Source organism: Prevotella communis, from assembly GCF_022024115.1.
Taxonomy (GTDB): Bacteria; Bacteroidota; Bacteroidia; order Bacteroidales; family Bacteroidaceae; genus Prevotella; species Prevotella communis.
The window spans coordinates 77,019-94,145 of sequence record NZ_CP091792.1; the positions used below are offsets into that span (position 1 = coordinate 77,019).

The 17,127-nt window shown below is 49.1% G+C and carries 12 protein-coding genes; 4 read left to right on the forward strand and 8 right to left on the reverse strand.

Annotated features, from left to right (window positions below):
• Positions 1-104 precede the first annotated feature (104 nt).
• The gene (locus L6468_RS00295; RefSeq protein ID WP_237794019.1) at positions 105-1,106 is read left to right on the forward strand and encodes a leucine-rich repeat domain-containing protein; all 1,002 of its coding nucleotides are present in this window, start codon (positions 105-107) and stop codon (positions 1,104-1,106) included.
• A gap of 32 nt (positions 1,107-1,138) precedes the next feature.
• Here the strand turns inward: L6468_RS00295 and L6468_RS00300 are convergent, their stop codons facing one another.
• Together L6468_RS00300 and L6468_RS00305 are read right to left on the reverse strand one after the other, a co-directional pair.
• Positions 1,139-2,656 carry a sodium:solute symporter family transporter gene (locus L6468_RS00300; protein ID WP_091819149.1) on the reverse strand — a complete coding sequence of 506 codons (1,518 nt, stop codon included), beginning with the start codon at positions 2,654-2,656 and terminating at the stop codon, positions 1,139-1,141.
• Between the two features lie 30 nt (positions 2,657-2,686).
• Positions 2,687-3,775, reverse strand: a complete 1,089-nt coding sequence (locus L6468_RS00305) for an OprO/OprP family phosphate-selective porin (RefSeq protein WP_237794021.1) — start codon at positions 3,773-3,775, stop codon at positions 2,687-2,689.
• Positions 3,776-3,920: 145 nt separating this feature from the next.
• Here L6468_RS00305 and L6468_RS00310 point away from each other — a divergent pair, with 145 nt between their 5' ends.
• The gene (locus L6468_RS00310) at positions 3,921-5,216 is read left to right on the forward strand and encodes a DUF2264 domain-containing protein (protein WP_237794023.1); all 1,296 of its coding nucleotides are present in this window, start codon (positions 3,921-3,923) and stop codon (positions 5,214-5,216) included.
• 60 nt (positions 5,217-5,276) lie between these two features.
• Here the strand turns inward: L6468_RS00310 and L6468_RS00315 are convergent, their stop codons facing one another.
• The 4 genes from L6468_RS00315 to L6468_RS00330 form a co-directional block, all read right to left on the reverse strand.
• Positions 5,277-5,825 (reverse strand): DUF3332 domain-containing protein, encoded by a 549-nt coding sequence (locus L6468_RS00315; protein WP_237794039.1) that lies wholly within the window; start codon positions 5,823-5,825, stop codon positions 5,277-5,279.
• A gap of 69 nt (positions 5,826-5,894) precedes the next feature.
• Positions 5,895-9,032 carry a DEAD/DEAH box helicase gene (locus tag L6468_RS00320; protein ID WP_237794044.1) on the reverse strand — a complete coding sequence of 1,046 codons (3,138 nt, stop codon included), beginning with the start codon at positions 9,030-9,032 and terminating at the stop codon, positions 5,895-5,897.
• Complete coding sequence (locus tag L6468_RS00325; protein ID WP_237794052.1) at positions 9,029-10,906, reverse strand: AAA domain-containing protein; 1,878 nt, start codon at positions 10,904-10,906, stop codon at positions 9,029-9,031. Before L6468_RS00325 ends, L6468_RS00320 begins: the two co-directional genes overlap by 4 nt.
• A gap of 3 nt (positions 10,907-10,909) precedes the next feature.
• The gene (locus L6468_RS00330) at positions 10,910-12,427 is read right to left on the reverse strand and encodes an RluA family pseudouridine synthase (protein ID WP_237794060.1); all 1,518 of its coding nucleotides are present in this window, start codon (positions 12,425-12,427) and stop codon (positions 10,910-10,912) included.
• A 139-nt stretch (positions 12,428-12,566) separates the two neighbouring features.
• Here L6468_RS00330 and L6468_RS00335 point away from each other — a divergent pair, with 139 nt between their 5' ends.
• Positions 12,567-13,397 carry an ABC transporter ATP-binding protein gene (locus tag L6468_RS00335; protein WP_091853910.1) on the forward strand — a complete coding sequence of 277 codons (831 nt, stop codon included), beginning with the start codon at positions 12,567-12,569 and terminating at the stop codon, positions 13,395-13,397.
• Positions 13,398-13,418: 21 nt separating this feature from the next.
• On the opposite strand, the gene trhA is transcribed toward L6468_RS00335, so the two are convergent.
• Positions 13,419-14,078 carry a PAQR family membrane homeostasis protein TrhA gene (gene trhA / locus L6468_RS00340; RefSeq protein ID WP_091819157.1) on the reverse strand — a complete coding sequence of 220 codons (660 nt, stop codon included), beginning with the start codon at positions 14,076-14,078 and terminating at the stop codon, positions 13,419-13,421.
• Positions 14,079-14,106: 28 nt separating this feature from the next.
• Entirely contained in the window at positions 14,107-16,287 is a 2,181-nt protein-coding gene (gene rnr / locus L6468_RS00345; protein WP_237794067.1) for a ribonuclease R, read from the reverse strand.
• Between the two features lie 111 nt (positions 16,288-16,398).
• On the opposite strand from rnr, the gene dapB reads away from it, so the two are divergent.
• Positions 16,399-17,112 carry a 4-hydroxy-tetrahydrodipicolinate reductase gene (gene dapB, locus L6468_RS00350; RefSeq protein WP_091853915.1) on the forward strand — a complete coding sequence of 238 codons (714 nt, stop codon included), beginning with the start codon at positions 16,399-16,401 and terminating at the stop codon, positions 17,110-17,112.
• Positions 17,113-17,127 lie beyond the last annotated feature (15 nt).

Sequence of the window (17,127 nt, forward strand, 5' to 3'; positions counted from 1 at the left end):
AATTACGGCTTTTTATTGGATTAATGCAAAAAAGTGTCCTTTTTTTGTATAATTCGCAAAAATCTTCATACCTTTGCAGCCGATAGATTCTTAACCATAAGTACATGATTATCAGAAAGTCAATAATGAAACTGGGTGTAAAATTACTAATCGGTGTGATTCTCTGTGCTGTTGCCAGTGCATGTATGTCGAAATTTGACAAGGGTGGCAGCGCCTATGTGGTGCGTCCATATATCAAGGATGGCTATTATACTGATGGCACACTGTATTTCGAAATTGATAAGACAGAAGCTATTCTGATTGGTACGGCAGAGAAGGTACGTGAGATTGTGATACCTGATGCTGTGGGTATCAATGAGGTGGATTATCCGCTGACGAAGATTCAGAATCTGGGTGTGTTTGATAAGGAGGAATACGAGACAACGAAGCGTCCCAATGGCAATGATGTGCTGACATCGCTGGTCATAGGCGGCAATGTGAAGTCGTGGGGCGAGACGGTGTTTTTCACGGATTATTACGAGACTTATAGTGATGGTGAGGACCTGGCACGTCGCTTCCCTCGTCTGGAGAATATCTATGTGAAGGCTGGCAATCCTGTCTACGACTCACGCAACAACTGTAATGCGATAATCAAGTCCGAGAATCGTGAGCTGTATCTGGGTGGTAAGAATACGGTGGTGCCCGAGGGCGTTGAGAAGATTGGCGCTTCTGCCTTTCGTGACTGTGAGGGCTTGAAGAGTATCTCTTTCCCCAAGACGCTGGACGTCATTGGTGCCTATGCTTTCTCAGGTAGTCATCTGCAGACATTGACCCTTCCTGAGAACCTGGCATACGTTGGTCAGGAGGCATTCTATGGTTGTGACTCCCTGCTCACTGTCTCCTTGTATTGCAGTAGTGTCGTCATAGAACAGAAGGCTTTCAAAAAATGCGCATTGCTGAAGGAAGCTGACAGTGAGGTGAGATGCTATACGCCTTATATCTCTGTACCATCACCATCAAAGGTGTTTGACGAAGGATACAACTGTCTGATGATTCCTAAAGGGCAACGCTCGTCGTTTAACGGCTGGGAGAAATGTTTCCTGACGATAAAGGAAATGGAGAAGTAAAATTTTACTCCTCCATTTCTATAGAAATATGCTTACTTGTAGCATTCGAATATCTGATCCACATCCTTTTTGGACATGTGGGGCGTCATCGTGCTGACAATCAATACGATGGGGAAGCCACCAATCATGGCGATGGCACCGCAGTTGATAGGATTGATGGGGTTACCAAGGAGCATGTTGATAACTGTCAGGCCTACGCCCCATACGAAGCAAGCCCATACAGAGGCGGTGGTGACGCGCTTCCAATAGAGACCCAACATGAAGGGAGCCAGGAAAGCACCTGCCAGCGCACCCCAGGAGATACCCATGAGCTGGGCAATGAAGGTGGGAGGATTCAGGGCGATGAGCAGGGAGATAGCGATGAAGAACATAATCAGTACGCGCATCACCACGACCTTACGACGCTCAACTTTTTCGGCAACAATATCATCGATGGTGCCTTCTTCTACTTCACCAGGCAAAGACTTCTTATCACGATAAATGAGGTCGAGGGTCATCGTTGAACTTGACGTGAGTACCAATGAGGCCAGTGTGGACATAGATGCCGACAGCACCAATAGCACCACGAGGGCGATGAGCACATCGGGCAGGGTGATAAGCATGGCAGGTACGATGGAGTCGAAGGCTATTTTGCCATTGGCACCAATCACGGGGTCGTAGAGACGTCCGAAGCCACCAAGGAAATAACATCCGCCAGCCACGATGAAGGCGAAAACGGTGGAGATGACGGTGCCGCGCTTGATGGCGCTCTCGTCTGTGATAGAATAGAACTTACCTACCATCTGGGGTAGTCCCATGGTGCCCAGTGAGGTGAGGATAACAACACCCAACAGTCCCCAGGGGTCAGGTCCGAACCATGAAGCAAAGACACCTGTAGCGCCTGTATCATCGGCGGGAATCTCTGCCAGTCGCTCTACGGCTGTTGTCAGACCGCCATTATTAGCCAGTACAGCCCAGATAACGGCCACGATACCAAAGAGCATGATGATACCCTGAATGAAGTCGTTCATGGCTGTAGCCTTATAGCCACCCAGAATAACGTAGACTGCGGTGAGGATAGACATAATCACCACGCAATACTCGTAGGGAATCTCGAAGCCCATCTCGAAGAGACGCGAGATACCACTATATACACCAGCGGTATAGGGAATCAGGAAGACGAAGGCGATGATAGAAGCTGCCACACGCAGGCCCTGACTCTGAAAACGGGTGCCAAAGAAATCGGGCATCGTGCGACTCTCGATATGCTGTGTCATCAGTTTGGTGCGACGTCCCAGGATAATCCAGGCCAGCAACGAACCAATCACGGCATTACCAATACCAATCCAAGCGGACGAGAGACCGTATTTCCAGCCAAACTGTCCTGCATAGCCAACGAAGACGACCGCAGAGAAATAACTGGTGCCAAAGGCGAAAGCCGTGAGCCAGGGACCTACGGAACGTCCGCCGAGCACGAATCCATCAACACTGCTGGCCTGTTTGCGGGTGTAGAGACCTACACCAATCATGACGGCCAGGAAAATAATCGTTAAGAGAACTTTGATTAACATAATTATCAATTGTCAATTTTCAATTACCAATTAGAATGCTACCTGCACCTGAGCCTGCAACCAGTTGTAATCCTTTGAGGAGATTTTCTCGCCGCAGAGGCAACGGGTATACTGCAACTGCACGCGGCACTTCTTATAGAACCAGTACTGGACGCCCAGGGTCAGGTTGGTCTGATCCCATCCATCCACCTTGGTGTTTCTATCGAAAGTCTCGCCAGATGCTACCACGTCGAGGGCATCATAGACAGGAATACAGGTGGTGACATAGCCACCGCGACTGCCTACTTCACCATCTTCACCGCCCAACCACTCGGCTCGGATGCTGGCAGGACGGGCTTCTTTGTATTCGCCCTCAGAATAGGGGGCCGTCTTATATTCTACACCTACGCTATAGCGGTTGCGCTTGTAGTTGTCACCTTTCTGGATGTCAGGATTCCAAGCGGCAGTACCCATTGCATTGCCTGTGCCCAGATAGCCGGAGCCTACAATACGTAGACCATCCATCGGCCGCAGTTCCAATTTGGCGATGAAATCTTTCTGGTTGTTCTGGTCTTTACGGTTGATACCCTGTCCGCTCATCAGCGCCAGCTCATAGTGTACCCTATTCTTCAGGATATCACCAAAGATCATCAATCCCTGGTCGCGACCATAGTTCACACCATTCAGTGGGTCAGGACCTTCGCCAGCCAGATAGAGCACAGCCTGAGAATAGACGTCAATCAGTTCCAGTTGAGTAGGAGACATGGGGTTTTCCATGGTGTAAGAGTGCTTGAACTGTCCCAGGCGGACGGTCAGCGCGTTATTCTTAGTCACGCGAAAATCGGTATAGAACTCTTGTGGAACACTGGAGAAGTCGTGCATAAAGAGAAACGACCAGCGGTCTGTGATACGGGCTTTTGCCCAAAGGAGCGTACGCTTCAGATTGTAGGAGTTGGTCTTCTCACCGTTGAGGTCCTGATAGGACCAGCCGCCCTGTGCATAGCCGTTCAGGGTGATACGACTGGTAAAGTCCTCCATCCAAAGGGGAGTGTCTTTCTTCTTTTGTCCCATAGCTGCCGTACTGCTAAAAACGGCCAGCACTACGGCTAAAGTTGCCGCCATCCATGTCTGCTTTTTCATACCGTGCGATTAATTTAGTAATACCAATGTTTTAGTTAAAAAAATAAAATATGGTTGCAAAGGTAAGAAATAAATATGAATTAAGAACCATGAACTATGAATTATTTTTTAACTTTGCAACAATATTCAATTTATTTCTTACAAAATGAAACGTTTTATACTTGTATTGGTTTCTATTTGTGCTTTTTCTGTACTGCTTCCTGTAGAGGCAAAGAAGAAGGCAACAAAACAACTTTCTGATCGTGAGTATTGGTGTGAGCAGGCCTATAAAATGGCACAGCCGGTATTGGAAAACATGGCTAAGGGTGAACTGCAGAAGAATATGCAGACGGAGTTCTCACCCTCGTTTGACAACCGTAATCGCAAGGTGGTGTATATGGAGACCTTTGGCCGCCTGATGGCTGGTATTGCGCCTTGGCTGGCCCTGCCCGATAGCGTGTTTGGCAGTTCTGCTGCCGAGCAGAAAGAACTGGCACAGGTTCGACAGTTGCGTGAGTGGGCCTTGGCCTCGTATAAGAACTCGGTAGATCCTGAGAGTCCTGATTATCTCTGTTGGGGTGTGGCTGGCCAGAACCTGGTGGATGCTGCCTATATTGCAGAGTCGTTTATCCGTGGCTATGATGCCTTGTGGGTACCACTCGACAAGGTAACGAAGGAGCGCTATATCAAGGAGTTCAAGAAGTTGCGCTCCATAGAGCCGCCTTATACCAACTGGTTTCTTTTCTCTTCAACGATAGAGAGTTTTATTGCCAAGGCTGCAGGCCTGAGGGAATATGACGACTTCCGTGTGATGATGACGATTCGTAAGGTTGAGGAATGGTATGTGGGCGATGGCTGGTATGCCGATGGTCCTGTGTTTGCTTTCGACTACTACTCCAGTTATGTGTTCCATGCCATGTATCTGGAGACCCTTCAGAATATGATTGATGCGAGGGCAAATACCCGTTTGGAGTATAGGAAATATTATGACCGTGCACTGAAGCGCGCACAGAAATTCTCGATTATCCTGGAGCGCTTTATCTCGCCAGAGGGAACATTCCCTGTGATTGGTCGCTCCACGCCTTATCGTATGGCAGCTATGCAACCATTGGCTTTGATGGCCTGGTATCAGAAACTGCCTCGGGAACTGAGCAACGGACAGGTACGTGCCGCCTTGACGCAGGTGATGCATCGGATGTATGACCAGCAACAGAATTACAATGAGGGTGGCTTCCTTACTATCGGCTTCTGTGGACACCAGCCGGAGACAGCCGACTGGTACACCAATAATGGTTCGCTCTATATGACCAGTCTGTCGCTGATGCCTCTTGGACTGCCTGCCAACCATGATTTCTGGACTTGCAAGGCTGAGCCTTGGACGCAGGTGAAAGCCTGGGGTGGACAACCTTTCCCTAAAGACCATCGCTGGGCAGACGATATCCAGACTAAAGACCGCTGGTAAGAAAAAGAAAATGGAGAGCACGAGTGGCTCTCCATTACTTTTTTATTGATGTAGGCTTGCTTAGCGCAGAGCGAAGCAGTTGTCATTATAAACAGCCTCGCGAACCTTCTGCATACCAGCCTGGTCGTTGGTAACAGTCAACTTCTCGCCATTCTGCAGGGAAGCCTGGATGGTGCCATCAGCATTGAAACGGATAATCTCCTTAGTCACACCGTTCTGAGAGATTGACCATGACTCTGTCTTGCTGTCGTGAATGAAGAGGGTAATCTCACCGTTAGGAGCCTTTACCTCGTAACCATTCTTCAGCGTCTTTACGGCATAGTAACGGCCGTCCTGACCCTTCACGGTCTGCACCTTGTTTACAGCCATAGGATTGCTGCCTGTCCAGAACTCGATGGTGTTGAGTACTACAGCGTCTACGAAGAGGCATACACCACCTACGATAGGCTGCAGAATCAGACCTACGATACCATTAACGTACTTGTTGCTGGTCATGTTGCACTGCCACTTCTCGTACTTATTGAAGAGACTGAAAGAACCAATACATGAACTGCACAGAAAACTACCTGCCAGCAGCACACAGGCTGCACTTAAACTAATCTTTTTCATACCGTTTTATTGTTAAAGTCATAAAAACTGCGTGCAAATTTACACATTTTCTGTAAATGGCATCCTGTTTTATACAGAAAAATTATCGATTAACTGACGATAGAGGGTGTTTTGACGCAGAATAGATGAGCATCCTACGATAATCATCTGCTTGCGAGCACGTGTCAGGGCCACATTGAGTTTACGGTCCACTGTCTGTCCTTCGTCGTCTGTAAAGGTGCTGGCAGTCAGGAAATCCAGTTGGTACTGACGACTGACGCCTACGTCATAGATGATGACATCACGCTGTGAACCCTGATAACGCTCCACGGTATCAATACTGATATCAGGAAGAACCTCCCGGATGGCTGCTATCTGATGGCGGTAGGTCACGATGATGCCAAGGGTCTTCTCTGGATTAAAGTGGTCGCCATAGAAACGACGGATACGCAGGGCGAGATCGATGGTGTTGGGTGTTGAGTCGAAGAATACGATGCGATGAGTCTTGAGAATATCATCAATGGCATCTTGTGAGGGCAGGTCGTAGCCGATGGCTGTTTCCTGCTGATGGGGCAGGGGAACGGGTTGCAGCCAGGCATGATAGAAATGGTTGCTGGCAAACGATGCCACATCAGGGTGCATGCGTCCCTGACGGTGAAGGGTGCCGATAAATTGCGTGCGCTGTTGTCGCACCTCCCAGTTGTAAAGGCGCTGGAAGAGCGACTGCCTGCAGTCGTTCAGTCCGATACTTCTGAGTAATGGGTCGTCAATCCGTGCTTCCTCCGGATTCTGCTGTACCACGGCAGGCAGTTGCTTGTGGTCACCAACGAGTACGAAACGGTCTATCTGGTCGCTACTCAGTAATCCGATGAGGCCTGGCTCTAATACTTGCGAGGCCTCGTCGATGATGGCCAAGGAGAAATGATGACCTTCCAGGAGGAACGGTCGTGCCTGCATCATCGACGTGGTACCTGTGAGGATACGTTCATCGTCAGCCAGACAGGCATCTTCAAGCATGGAGCGAATCTCTTCGACGGCGCGATTGGTATAGGCCATCAGAAGGATGGATGACGTATCGATACCCTTTAGTTCTTCTTCCACCATGAAGCGTAGGGCCATAGAGGTCTTACCTGTTCCTGGAGGACCAACCAGAAGGAAGTAGTCGCGAGCCTGTTTGACCTTCAGAAGGATATCGTCATAATAAGGGTTGTAGGACTGTGACAGGACGAGTGAGGTGTCGGCCTCAGGTGTACGCTGTCCTAAGAGCAGAGCCTTCTTCTGGGGCGAGGATTGTATGAACTGGTGAATACTGCGGATGTTACTGTTGGTACCCACATCGCTACCACCATGTTCTATGGCCCAGGTCTTGTCTGATAGGGCAAAGACAGACTCGTTCTGCTGACCGTCGTTCAGAAGGATGATGACCTTGCCGTCATGGATATCCTCGATACTGCCCTTGTAGAGAATGCTCTTCCGGACATTCGGCTCTTCATCGTATTGATAAAGATAGATCATATCGCCCTTACGGAAATTGAGGGTGCCCAATGGGGACGCATTGGGAACATTGCTGAAACGAAGGGTGATGCGGTTATAGCCACCATCTGGGTCTGTTTTCTCGCGCTTGATGATATGGAGGGGCATGATGATGTTACCCTGTTCTTGTTTCTCGTTGAGGGGCATCAGCCAAAGGTCGGAACTGCATCCTCCAGCATGATGGAGTGTTTGCTCACTACTGCCCAGTTTCTGTGCCCTTTGTTCACGATAGACAAAGGTCATCATGCGCTCGTAGTAAGCACGTTCAAGAGAGTCGAGAGTTAAGAGATAAGAGTTTAGAGTTAAGAGTTCTGGCAGGATATAACGATGGAAATAGCCATCGCGGGCAACACCTTTATATATAATATCAGCATTGAGCAGGGGGATGATGCGACCAAATCCGTCGCGAGCGATAAGCAGTTCGGTAGCAACAATCTGGTTACGCAACTTGATGGCCTCGCGAAACAGGGTGCGATAGTAGTTGACCGCTATCAGTCCTTTCTCTGGCGCATAGCGTGAATAGAGCAGACGGGTATCTACTTGATTATCACTTTTGTTGAAATTATAGCGCAGGATGCCATAATAGAGTAGCAACTGCACATAGTGACTCTCCAGTTGCAGACCATGGGCATCATGACTCTGGTATTCTATCTTCTGGTTCTTGCCTGATTTCTGTTCTACAAGCAGACTCATATCGGCCGTCATCAGGTCCACACGTCCTTGAAGACCAAGGTGCTCGCAGACAAACGAAGGCTCGAGTAGGGAATTATGAATTAAGAATTCAGAATTAAGAATTAATGCCGTCTGGCGGATATTCTCCATCTGCGCAGCCGCAGCCTGTTCAAAGCTCTCTTTATTGAAGTCCTCGCATGCAGCAAAGCGGTCGGCCTGTTCGCGATAGGAACGTTGCAATGACTGTTGTAGCGTGACCTGCGGGTTGTGGATGATATCGTCGAGAGCCGTGCCGGCAAAGTTACCTAATAGTGTGGCTTGCGTGTTGGGACGTGGCTTCAGACGACTGACGGTGTAGAGTAGGGGATGATGCCCGTAGGCTGTGAAACAGGCCGCCAGAGACGAGATGTCGAGCATAAAGTCGGGCTCTACCACGATGAGACCTGGAACGATCTTTTCGTCATAGTGGCAATCCAGCAGGTTCAGCTGCATACCCTCGCGGAGTATTTTTTGCAGATAGGCAAAATCGCGCCCCCCGTCAGTATTGCCATAGTCAATGACAATCTCCCCCTCTTCGCTGTCTGCTGTTATCGTCTTGTCGTCGTACGAACGGACAATACAGCGGATATAGCGCTTGTTGATGTTGAGTTGCGTGGGTTGAGGCTGTAGGTTGACAGGCAACAGTTGCAGCAGACTGCCAGGCACATCCTCATGGAAGATGGTAGAGATAAGTAGAGTTACTGCTCGCAAATCGTAGTGCCACTCATCGAGAGACAACGTTTCATTTCCATTGGAATGGCGACGAGCCTGTTGGATAGCCCATTTCTGTTGCGCTTTCAATCCATAGTGCTTGCAGACATAGTCTATCTGCGAGAAAAGGTTGCCAAAGGTTCCCCCTTGTGAGCGACAGCCTTCTGCTGCACAGAGTTTGATGACTTCGTGCAGTTGTCGCAGGTTGACTGTTGACGGTTTGCCAGCAGCCAGTTCCTGAAGTATATCATATTGTTCCTTAGCGTTGATCATTCTTCACCTTTCAATGACTTCACATATTGGTATAACTTACGATAGAACGGATGGCGTGTCAACGTGTTGCTATCGCCCAGGATGATGACTTTCATTCGTGCTCTGGTGATAGCCACGTTCATGCGTCGTAGGTCGCGTAGGAATCCAATCTGTCCGTCGTCGTTAGAGCGTACCAGGGAGATGACGATAATGTCGCGCTCCTGTCCCTGGAATCCGTCAACGGTATTCACGCTGATGCGTGTGCGGAAGGGCTTCATCCACTCCTTCTTACGGATTTGTGAACGCAGATACTGCACCTGGGCACGGTAGGGTGAGATGATGCCCACGTCGAGTCGCTCGTCCAGGATACGCTGTTTGCCGATGAGTTCGAAATAGGCTTGCAGGGAGAGCAGGGTCAGTTCGGCTTCCGTCTTGTTGACACGACCGAAGGACTCTCCCACGAATTCCTCCTTACCATCATATTGTGAGGTGTCAATCCACATCATAGGCAGATCGAGGTCTAGGATGCTGCGGTGTTTTACCTCGGGTGCCGCCACCATCTGGTGATGGTAGAACCAGTCGGACGAGAACTGCATGATATCTTCGTGCATGCGGTATTGTATGCGCAGAAGGGTCACCACCTCAGGCTTCTGCTCGGCGATACGTTCCATCAGCGTGTGACCTAGTCCGCCTTTCAGGGCTTCATAGCATTTTACCGTAGGGGGCAACTGACAATGGTCGCCTGCCAGGATTACACGACTGGCCCTGCGGATGGGTATCCAACAGGCTGCTTCAAGGGCCTGGGCGGCCTCGTCGATGAAAAGGGTGCCAAACTTCATGCCGTCGAGCAGACGGTTGGCAGAGCCTACCAGGGTACAGGCTATGACGCGTGCCTCACCAAAGAGTTCGGCATTGATGCGTATCTCCAGTTCGGTGGCACGACTCTTCAGGCGATCCATCTTCTGGTGCCAGTTGTCTGTACGTTTTCTATGACTGCGCAATTCACGGATAGCCTTGCGGATAGCCCATAGCTGGGGATAGTCAGGATGAGCCTCGAAGCGACGCTCGTAGGTAAAGGAGAGCATCTTATCGTCTACCCTGACGGGGTTTCCTATACGCAAAACGTTCAGACCTCTATCTACGAGTTTCTCCGATATCCAGTCTACCGCCGTATTGCTCTGGGCGCATACCAGTACCTGACTCTCGCGACGCAGGGTCTCATAGATGGCTTCTACAAGGGTGGTTGTCTTTCCTGTGCCTGGAGGGCCATGTACAATGGCTACATCCTTGGCTCGCAGCACTTCGTTGACAGCATGCTGCTGGGTTTCATTCAGATACGAGAAACCGATGTCAGGAAAAGAAAATGTCTCGGCTTTCTGATGCGAGTAGAAAAGGTCGCGCAGATAACCCAATCGGCCTTTGGCACGCATGGTGCGGTCGATGGCATCGAACATCAGGCGATAGGAGGTCTCGTCGAAGAAGAGTTGGATGCCTAGCTGACCATCGGTGATCTGTAAATCCCCAACAGGAAAGCCGTCGGGTATGCTGACCACCATACGGTCGCCATCGACATAGCTCACGCTACCAGTGGCATGGAAGAAATGAATCTCTTTCTCCTTTTGTACGAAGAATTGGACTGGTCGTCCGAATTCAAAGTTATGGTCTGTGTCATCGTCTGCCTGGCGGAATACCTCCACGCAATATTGATTCAGGGAGTTATAGTACGACTTGCCAACACGCAAAGGCATCCAGGCATCACCACGTTTCACCCTTCGCAGCATGCCGAGGGCTTCGGTCTGCTGTTGGAAGGCGCGCTTCTCTTCATCGTATTCCATCTGCAACAAAGCACGCTGGCGTTGCAGTTCAAGTATAGGGGATGTTATTTCTTTGCTCATAAATTAAAATGGTGCAGGATAGCGGAACGTTAGCCGTTCGTTTGTTTCCGGGTCATTAAAGGACAGCAGTTCGGCGTGCAGATACAAGCGGTCGGCTTTCTGTCGTCCATAAAGAGGATCGCCCTTGATAGGATTATTGAGACCTTGCTCGTGGGCACAATGCACACGCAACTGATGGGTGCGACCAGTATGGGGAGTCAGTCGGATACGACAATCGCCTAAGGCCTGATATTCTGTCAGGGCAGGCTTGCCGTACTCAGTATCCACCACCTGACGGGGACGGTCTGTCAAGTCTGGTCGTAGGGGCAGACTAATGGTGCCGCTCCCTTGTATCTCTTTTTCCAATATCGCGACATATTCTTTCTGTACTGTTCGCGCTAAGAACTGGTTTTGCAAATGATGGTAGGCCTCTTGGGTCAGCGCCACGACCATCACACCCGAGGTATCCATATCCAGACGATGTACCATATAGATTTCCGAATATTGCTTCTTGAGAAGACTTTCTACTGATGGGGCATCAGAGAGACCAGGAACGGATAGTAGGCCAGCTGGCTTGTAGATAACGAGGAAACCGGATGCCTGGTGTATGATGATAGGTTCCAGGGACTTGTGGGCCTCATTGGTTTCCATGGGGAGCATCCATCCTAGGATAGGTCTGCATTTACCCCGACAAGCAGGATAGTAGTGGTTATGATGACGTATCTCCATGCGAGGTGACCTGCCTTGCCAGAATTCTGCCATACTCAATGGACGCAGTTGATGGGTAAAGGCATACTGGAGTAACTTAGGGGCACAGCATTCACCTGAACCAGAGGGAGGCACTCCTTGAGGCGTTTGGGAAAAGATGTTGGTCAGCGAGCGATATTTATTCTCGCTATTCGCCATCATGAAATGGTCAAATAGCCAACGTTGCAAAGCATCAGAGCGCTGTTTCCGCTCAGCTTTCAATGAGGCAATCTCTGCGGAGAATGGTTGCAGGCGTCTCTCAATGGTATCCATTTGCTCCTGCCAACGTTTCTTCAAGCGGCGTAGTTCGGCTTTCTGAAACTGACTCTCGCGAATTATCGTCTCAGTCTCACCATCTTTTTCCCGTTGTTCATCACGTCGCTTTTTTGACTGTTGCATCAGTTGCTTATAGGCTGCAATTTCCTGGTTGGCCTGTTGGTTGACCTGCTGCCATTCTGCTTGTAGGGCCAGGTGCTCATTGTTCTTTTCTAATGCCTCCACCTGTTGATTGATGGCAGAGATACGAGCCTCCTCTTGTTTGAAATAACCATCGGGCTGCAGATAGTCGAAGATAGCTGGCACAAACCAAGGCCAGTCTTCGCGTCCGCCAATCTGCCCGCTATAAGCTGCAAGGAAACCAAGTTGGCCTTGCTGATTCTCGCACACCAAGACACCAAACATCTTTCCTGCCTGTATCTCTTCGTCCCATTTAGGGTGCTGCTTTAGGTATGCACGCACCTCATCGGCCGCCTCCAAACAAAGTGGATGCGGCTCGTAGCAAAACGGATTATTCATCTGTTTTGGACGTGGTGTCAGGGTGTGTAGAAGATGAAACGGCATTTGAATGCAAAAGTACAAAACTTTTTCGATATTACTTGCTCACATCAAAAAAAAAGCATACTTTTGCACGGAGAATGTCAAGACTTCCGACAAAATGAATAGCAATATATCTGTCACGCTGAACGACCTGAGTATAGGTTACAGGAATAAGCAGGGCACCAGGGTGGTGGCTGAACATCTTACGGCCAACATTCATCAGGGGTGTCTTACTTGTCTGTTGGGTGAGAATGGTGTGGGTAAGTCGACATTGCTCAAGACGTTGTCTGCCTTCCAGCCACAACTGGGTGGAAGTATCTGTATCCAGGGACGTGAGTTGGGACAATACACTGAGCGCGAGCTGGCTCGTACTATTGGTATTGTGTTAACAGAGAAACCTGATGTGCAGCAAATGACGGCGATGGAACTGGTAGAAATGGGACGCGCGCCTTATACTGGGTTCTGGGGACGACTGAATGATGATGACCGAAGGGCTTGTGAGGAAGCAATGGCTTTGATAGGCATTGGTCATCTGAAAAACAGGATGATTGAGACTTTGAGCGATGGCGAGCGCCAGAAGGTCATGATAGCGAAGACACTGGCGCAGCAGACACCTATCATTTATTTGGATGAGCCTACAGCCTTCTTGGATTATCCCAGTAAGGTGGACATGCTTTTGTTGCTGAGTCGTATCAGTAGGGAGGCACAGAAAACGGTGTTTCTATCGACCCATGATTTGGAACTGGCTTTGCAGGTGGCTGACGAGATATGGCTGATGACTAGACCTCACACAGAAATCACTGAAATCACAGAAAGAGGAGCAAAGCTCCTGATAGGAACACCACACGAATTGGCACAGAGTGGTGCCTTGAGCCAGTTTGTTGAACGAGGCAAAGGTATCGAGTTTAATAAAGCTACACTCAGTGTCAGGGTCAAGAAATTTCTGTGATTTCAGTGATTTCTGTGTGACCTAGAAAATGTCACGTATCAGAATATCCCATACTGCAACGATATGACAGATACTACCAGCCAATACGCAGAAATGGAATACCGTATGCATATATTTCTTTTTGTTGAACGAATAGAACACAGCACCCGTGATATAAAATACTCCCTCGAGCACAATCCAGACGAAAGCATTCGTTGAAACTGTGTCAACCAATGGCTTAAAGGCAGCCAATACGCTAAGACCCATTATCACAAAGCATGCCGTTTCGATATTTGAGTGGTCTTTCAGTTTGATGAAACTGATCAGGGTACCTATGAGGGCGCAGACCCATACAAAGGTGAAAAGCGTCCATCCCCAATATCCTTCATTGCGTAGTGCCATCAGTGTGATAGGCGAATAGCTGCCTGCTATGTGCCAATAGATGGCTGCATGGTCCCACTTCCGGAAATGTTCTCGCCATGGATTCCTGAGTTTCAGGGCGTGATAAATGGTAGATGCCAAATAGCTGCCCAGCATACCGAAGAGGTAAAGCCCAACACCAATAGCTGCCCATGAGCGGTCGTTATTGCCTAATAATACGACGATAAAAAATGCGATGCCCACTGCTCCGGCCATTATAGCACCGCCAGCATGACTCCATGAATTCCAAACTTCCTCCTTGTGTGTGTATCTTATTGCCATTTTTGGTTTGAGGTTTGAGAGTTGAGGGCTAGTCAACTAGGACAAAGTCGAGCTGGCGTTTCTCTATGTTGGCACGAGCCACCTTGATACGGACGGCATCGCCAAGCTGATATTTCTGATGATGACGGCGGCCTACCAGACAGTAGTTGCGCTCGTCGAACTCGTAATAGTCGCCATCGAGGTCATGCATACCCACAAGTCCTTCGCAGTGGTTCTCATCAATCTCGCAGTAGATGCCGTATGACTGGACACCACTGATATGGGCATCAAACTCCATACCTACCTTATCGGCCATGAATTCCACCATCTTGTATTTGATAGAGTCGCGCTCTGCATTCTGGGCGGTCTGCTCCATCTGACTGCAGTGCTCGCAGAGTTCCTCGTAGTGATCCTGGTTCACAGAACGTCCACCATCCTGATAACGGGTGAGCAGACGGTGCACCATCGTGTCAGGATAACGACGGATGGGGGAGGTGAAGTGCGTGTAGTAGTCAAAAGCCAGTCCGTAGTGCCCAATGTTGTGGGTCGAATATCTGGCTTTCATCATCGCACGCAGGGTCAGCGTCTCTACGAGTTTTTGTTCGCGCTCGCCTTGTGCTTCCTCCATTAAGTTGTTGAGATTCTTTGAGATAGCACCCTTTGTGCCGCTGGTTTTCACCTTATAACCGAAAGGAGCCAGGGCTGTGCGCAGACTTTCCAACTTTTGAGGATCGGGCTGGTCGTGGATACGATAAACGAAAGTCTTGCCTTTGGAGGGCTTGCCAGAATCCTCTTTTTTAGCCTTTCCTGCCTTACCGATGAATTCTGCTACCGTGCGGTTGGCCAGCAACATAAACTCCTCAATGAGCTGTGTGGCATCTGTCGACTTCTTGAAATAGCAGCGGGTGGGCTTGCCATCGTCATCAATATCAAAGTGCAGTTCTTCACGATCAAACTTCACAGCACCATTCTTGAAACGGCGCTCGCGCAGACGTTTGGCCATCTTGTCAAGGATACGCAATTCGTCGGCGTAGTCACCATCTTTTCCTTCCAGAATCTCCTGTACTTCCTCATAGGCGTATCGGCGGTTGCTCTTGATAACGGTATGGGCCAGGTGCCAGTCTTTGATATTGGCATCATCGTCCAGGACGAAAATGACACTATAGCAGAGTTTTTCCTCATCAGGACGGAGTGAACAGACAAAGTTACATAGTCTTTCTGGTAGCATAGGAATGGTGCGGTCAACAAGATAGACGCTGGTAGCGCGCTGTTCGGCCTCACGATCGATGATACTGCCTTCGGTGACATAATGGCTCACATCAGCAATATGGACGCCCACTTCATAGAGGTTTGAGGTTTTATTTTTTTGACTTGTGACTTTTCTGATGCTCAATGCATCGTCAAAGTCCTTGGCATCTTTGGGGTCGATGGTGCAGGTGAACACCTCACGGAAGTCCTCACGACGGGCGATTTCTTCCTCGGAAATCTCTGCGTTAATCTTCAGAGCAGCATCCTCTACACGTTTCGGATACTTATAAGGCAGACCATACTGCGCCAGGATGGCATGCATCTCAACATTGTTTTCGCCTTGTTTGCCAAGCACGTCAATGACTTCACCGACAATATTCTTTGATTCTGCCGATGGCCACTGCGTGATTTTTACAACGGCCTTCTCGCCAGTCTTGCCTCCCTTGAGCTTCTTCTTGGGAATCAGAATGTCGTGAACGAAGAAGTTGCCTTCAGCATTGAGAAAGGCAAAGTCTTTCTCTACTTGCAAGATACCTACGGCCTGGTCGTGCTTGCGTTCCAGAATATCTGTAACGATGGCTTCTTTGATATGGTTCTGACGGCGTGCCATATAAGCTACTCTTACACGGTCGCCATTAAGAGCGAACATCGAGTTACGCTCTGCTACAAAGACGGGCTTGCCGCCATCATCAGGCTGGAACGAGTTCTTGCCGTTGGCTTTACGGATGAAAGTACCCTCCTGCACCTGCGTCTTCAGATTCAGTTTATAAGCGCTGTCACCTACTTTCGACAGATAATCATCCCATGCCATCTCTTCCATCACGTCGATAGCGAGCATCTTCACGGGATGCGTATCAAATTTCAGTGCCTTGAATATCTGTTTGAAACTGAGCGTCTCGCCAGGATGAGCCTGAAACAAGGCTTGCAAAGCGTTTGCAACATCACGCTTATTCAACCGTTTTCCACCTCTTTTCTTTCCCATAATTGCAAAAGTATTGGTTTTTACGTGGGCAAAGATACAAAAAATTCTTAATTGTTGAGCCTTAATGGGCAAAAATTACTATCTTTGCAACGCAATTTAATTCGAATTAAAATGAAAATAGCATTAATCGGCTATGGCAAGATGGGCAAAATGATTGAAGAAATAGCCCGTAGCCGTGGCCATGAGATTGTTAGTATCATCGATATAGACAATCAACAGGATTTTGAGAGTGAGGCCTTCGCATCAGCTGATGTGGCCATCGAGTTTACAGCTCCTCAGGCTGCCTATGGTAACTATTTGAAAGCGTGGGCTAAAGGCGTAAAGGTTGTGTCTGGTTCTACAGGTTGGATGAAGGAACATGGAGATGATGTCCGTCAGGCTTGCGAGAACGGCCAGACGTTGTTCTGGGCTTCAAATTTCTCTATCGGCGTGGCCATCTTCTCTGCCGTTAACCGTTACTTAGCCAAAATCATGAACCAGTTTCCGCAGTACGATGTGGAGATGGAAGAGACGCACCATGTGCATAAGCTCGACCATCCCAGTGGTACGGCTATCACGCTGGCCGAGGAGATTGTGGAGAATATCGACCGCAAAGAAGCCTGGGCAGAGGATACCACAGACCCCAAACTGCTGCGTGTGGATCATATCCGCCGTGGTGAGGTGCCTGGTATTCATACCATCCGCTATGACTCTGATGCTGATATCATCACGATAACTCATGACGCTCATTCACGTCGTGGCTTTGCCCTTGGTGCAGTATTGGCTGCAGAATATACCAAGGATCATCAGGGATTGCTGACAATTAGTGATATGTTTAAGTTCTAGGAGTATTAGAAATAT

Bases quoted from the DNA above. Each gene is read 5' to 3' on its own strand.
- L6468_RS00295 (WP_237794019.1), top strand. From the start codon at position 105: ATGATTATCAGAAAGTCAATAATGAAACTGGGTGTAAAATTACTAATC.
- L6468_RS00300 (WP_091819149.1), bottom strand. From the start codon at position 2,656: ATGTTAATCAAAGTTCTCTTAACGATTATTTTCCTGGCCGTCATGATT.
- L6468_RS00305 (WP_237794021.1), bottom strand. From the start codon at position 3,775: ATGAAAAAGCAGACATGGATGGCGGCAACTTTAGCCGTAGTGCTGGCC.
- L6468_RS00310 (WP_237794023.1), top strand. From the start codon at position 3,921: ATGAAACGTTTTATACTTGTATTGGTTTCTATTTGTGCTTTTTCTGTA.
- L6468_RS00315 (WP_237794039.1), bottom strand. From the start codon at position 5,825: ATGAAAAAGATTAGTTTAAGTGCAGCCTGTGTGCTGCTGGCAGGTAGT.
- L6468_RS00320 (WP_237794044.1), bottom strand. From the start codon at position 9,032: ATGATCAACGCTAAGGAACAATATGATATACTTCAGGAACTGGCTGCT.
- L6468_RS00325 (WP_237794052.1), bottom strand. From the start codon at position 10,906: ATGAGCAAAGAAATAACATCCCCTATACTTGAACTGCAACGCCAGCGT.
- L6468_RS00330 (WP_237794060.1), bottom strand. From the start codon at position 12,427: ATGAATAATCCGTTTTGCTACGAGCCGCATCCACTTTGTTTGGAGGCG.
- L6468_RS00335 (WP_091853910.1), top strand. From the start codon at position 12,567: ATGAATAGCAATATATCTGTCACGCTGAACGACCTGAGTATAGGTTAC.
- trhA (WP_091819157.1), bottom strand. From the start codon at position 14,078: ATGGCAATAAGATACACACACAAGGAGGAAGTTTGGAATTCATGGAGT.
- rnr (WP_237794067.1), bottom strand. From the start codon at position 16,287: ATGGGAAAGAAAAGAGGTGGAAAACGGTTGAATAAGCGTGATGTTGCA.
- dapB (WP_091853915.1), top strand. From the start codon at position 16,399: ATGAAAATAGCATTAATCGGCTATGGCAAGATGGGCAAAATGATTGAA.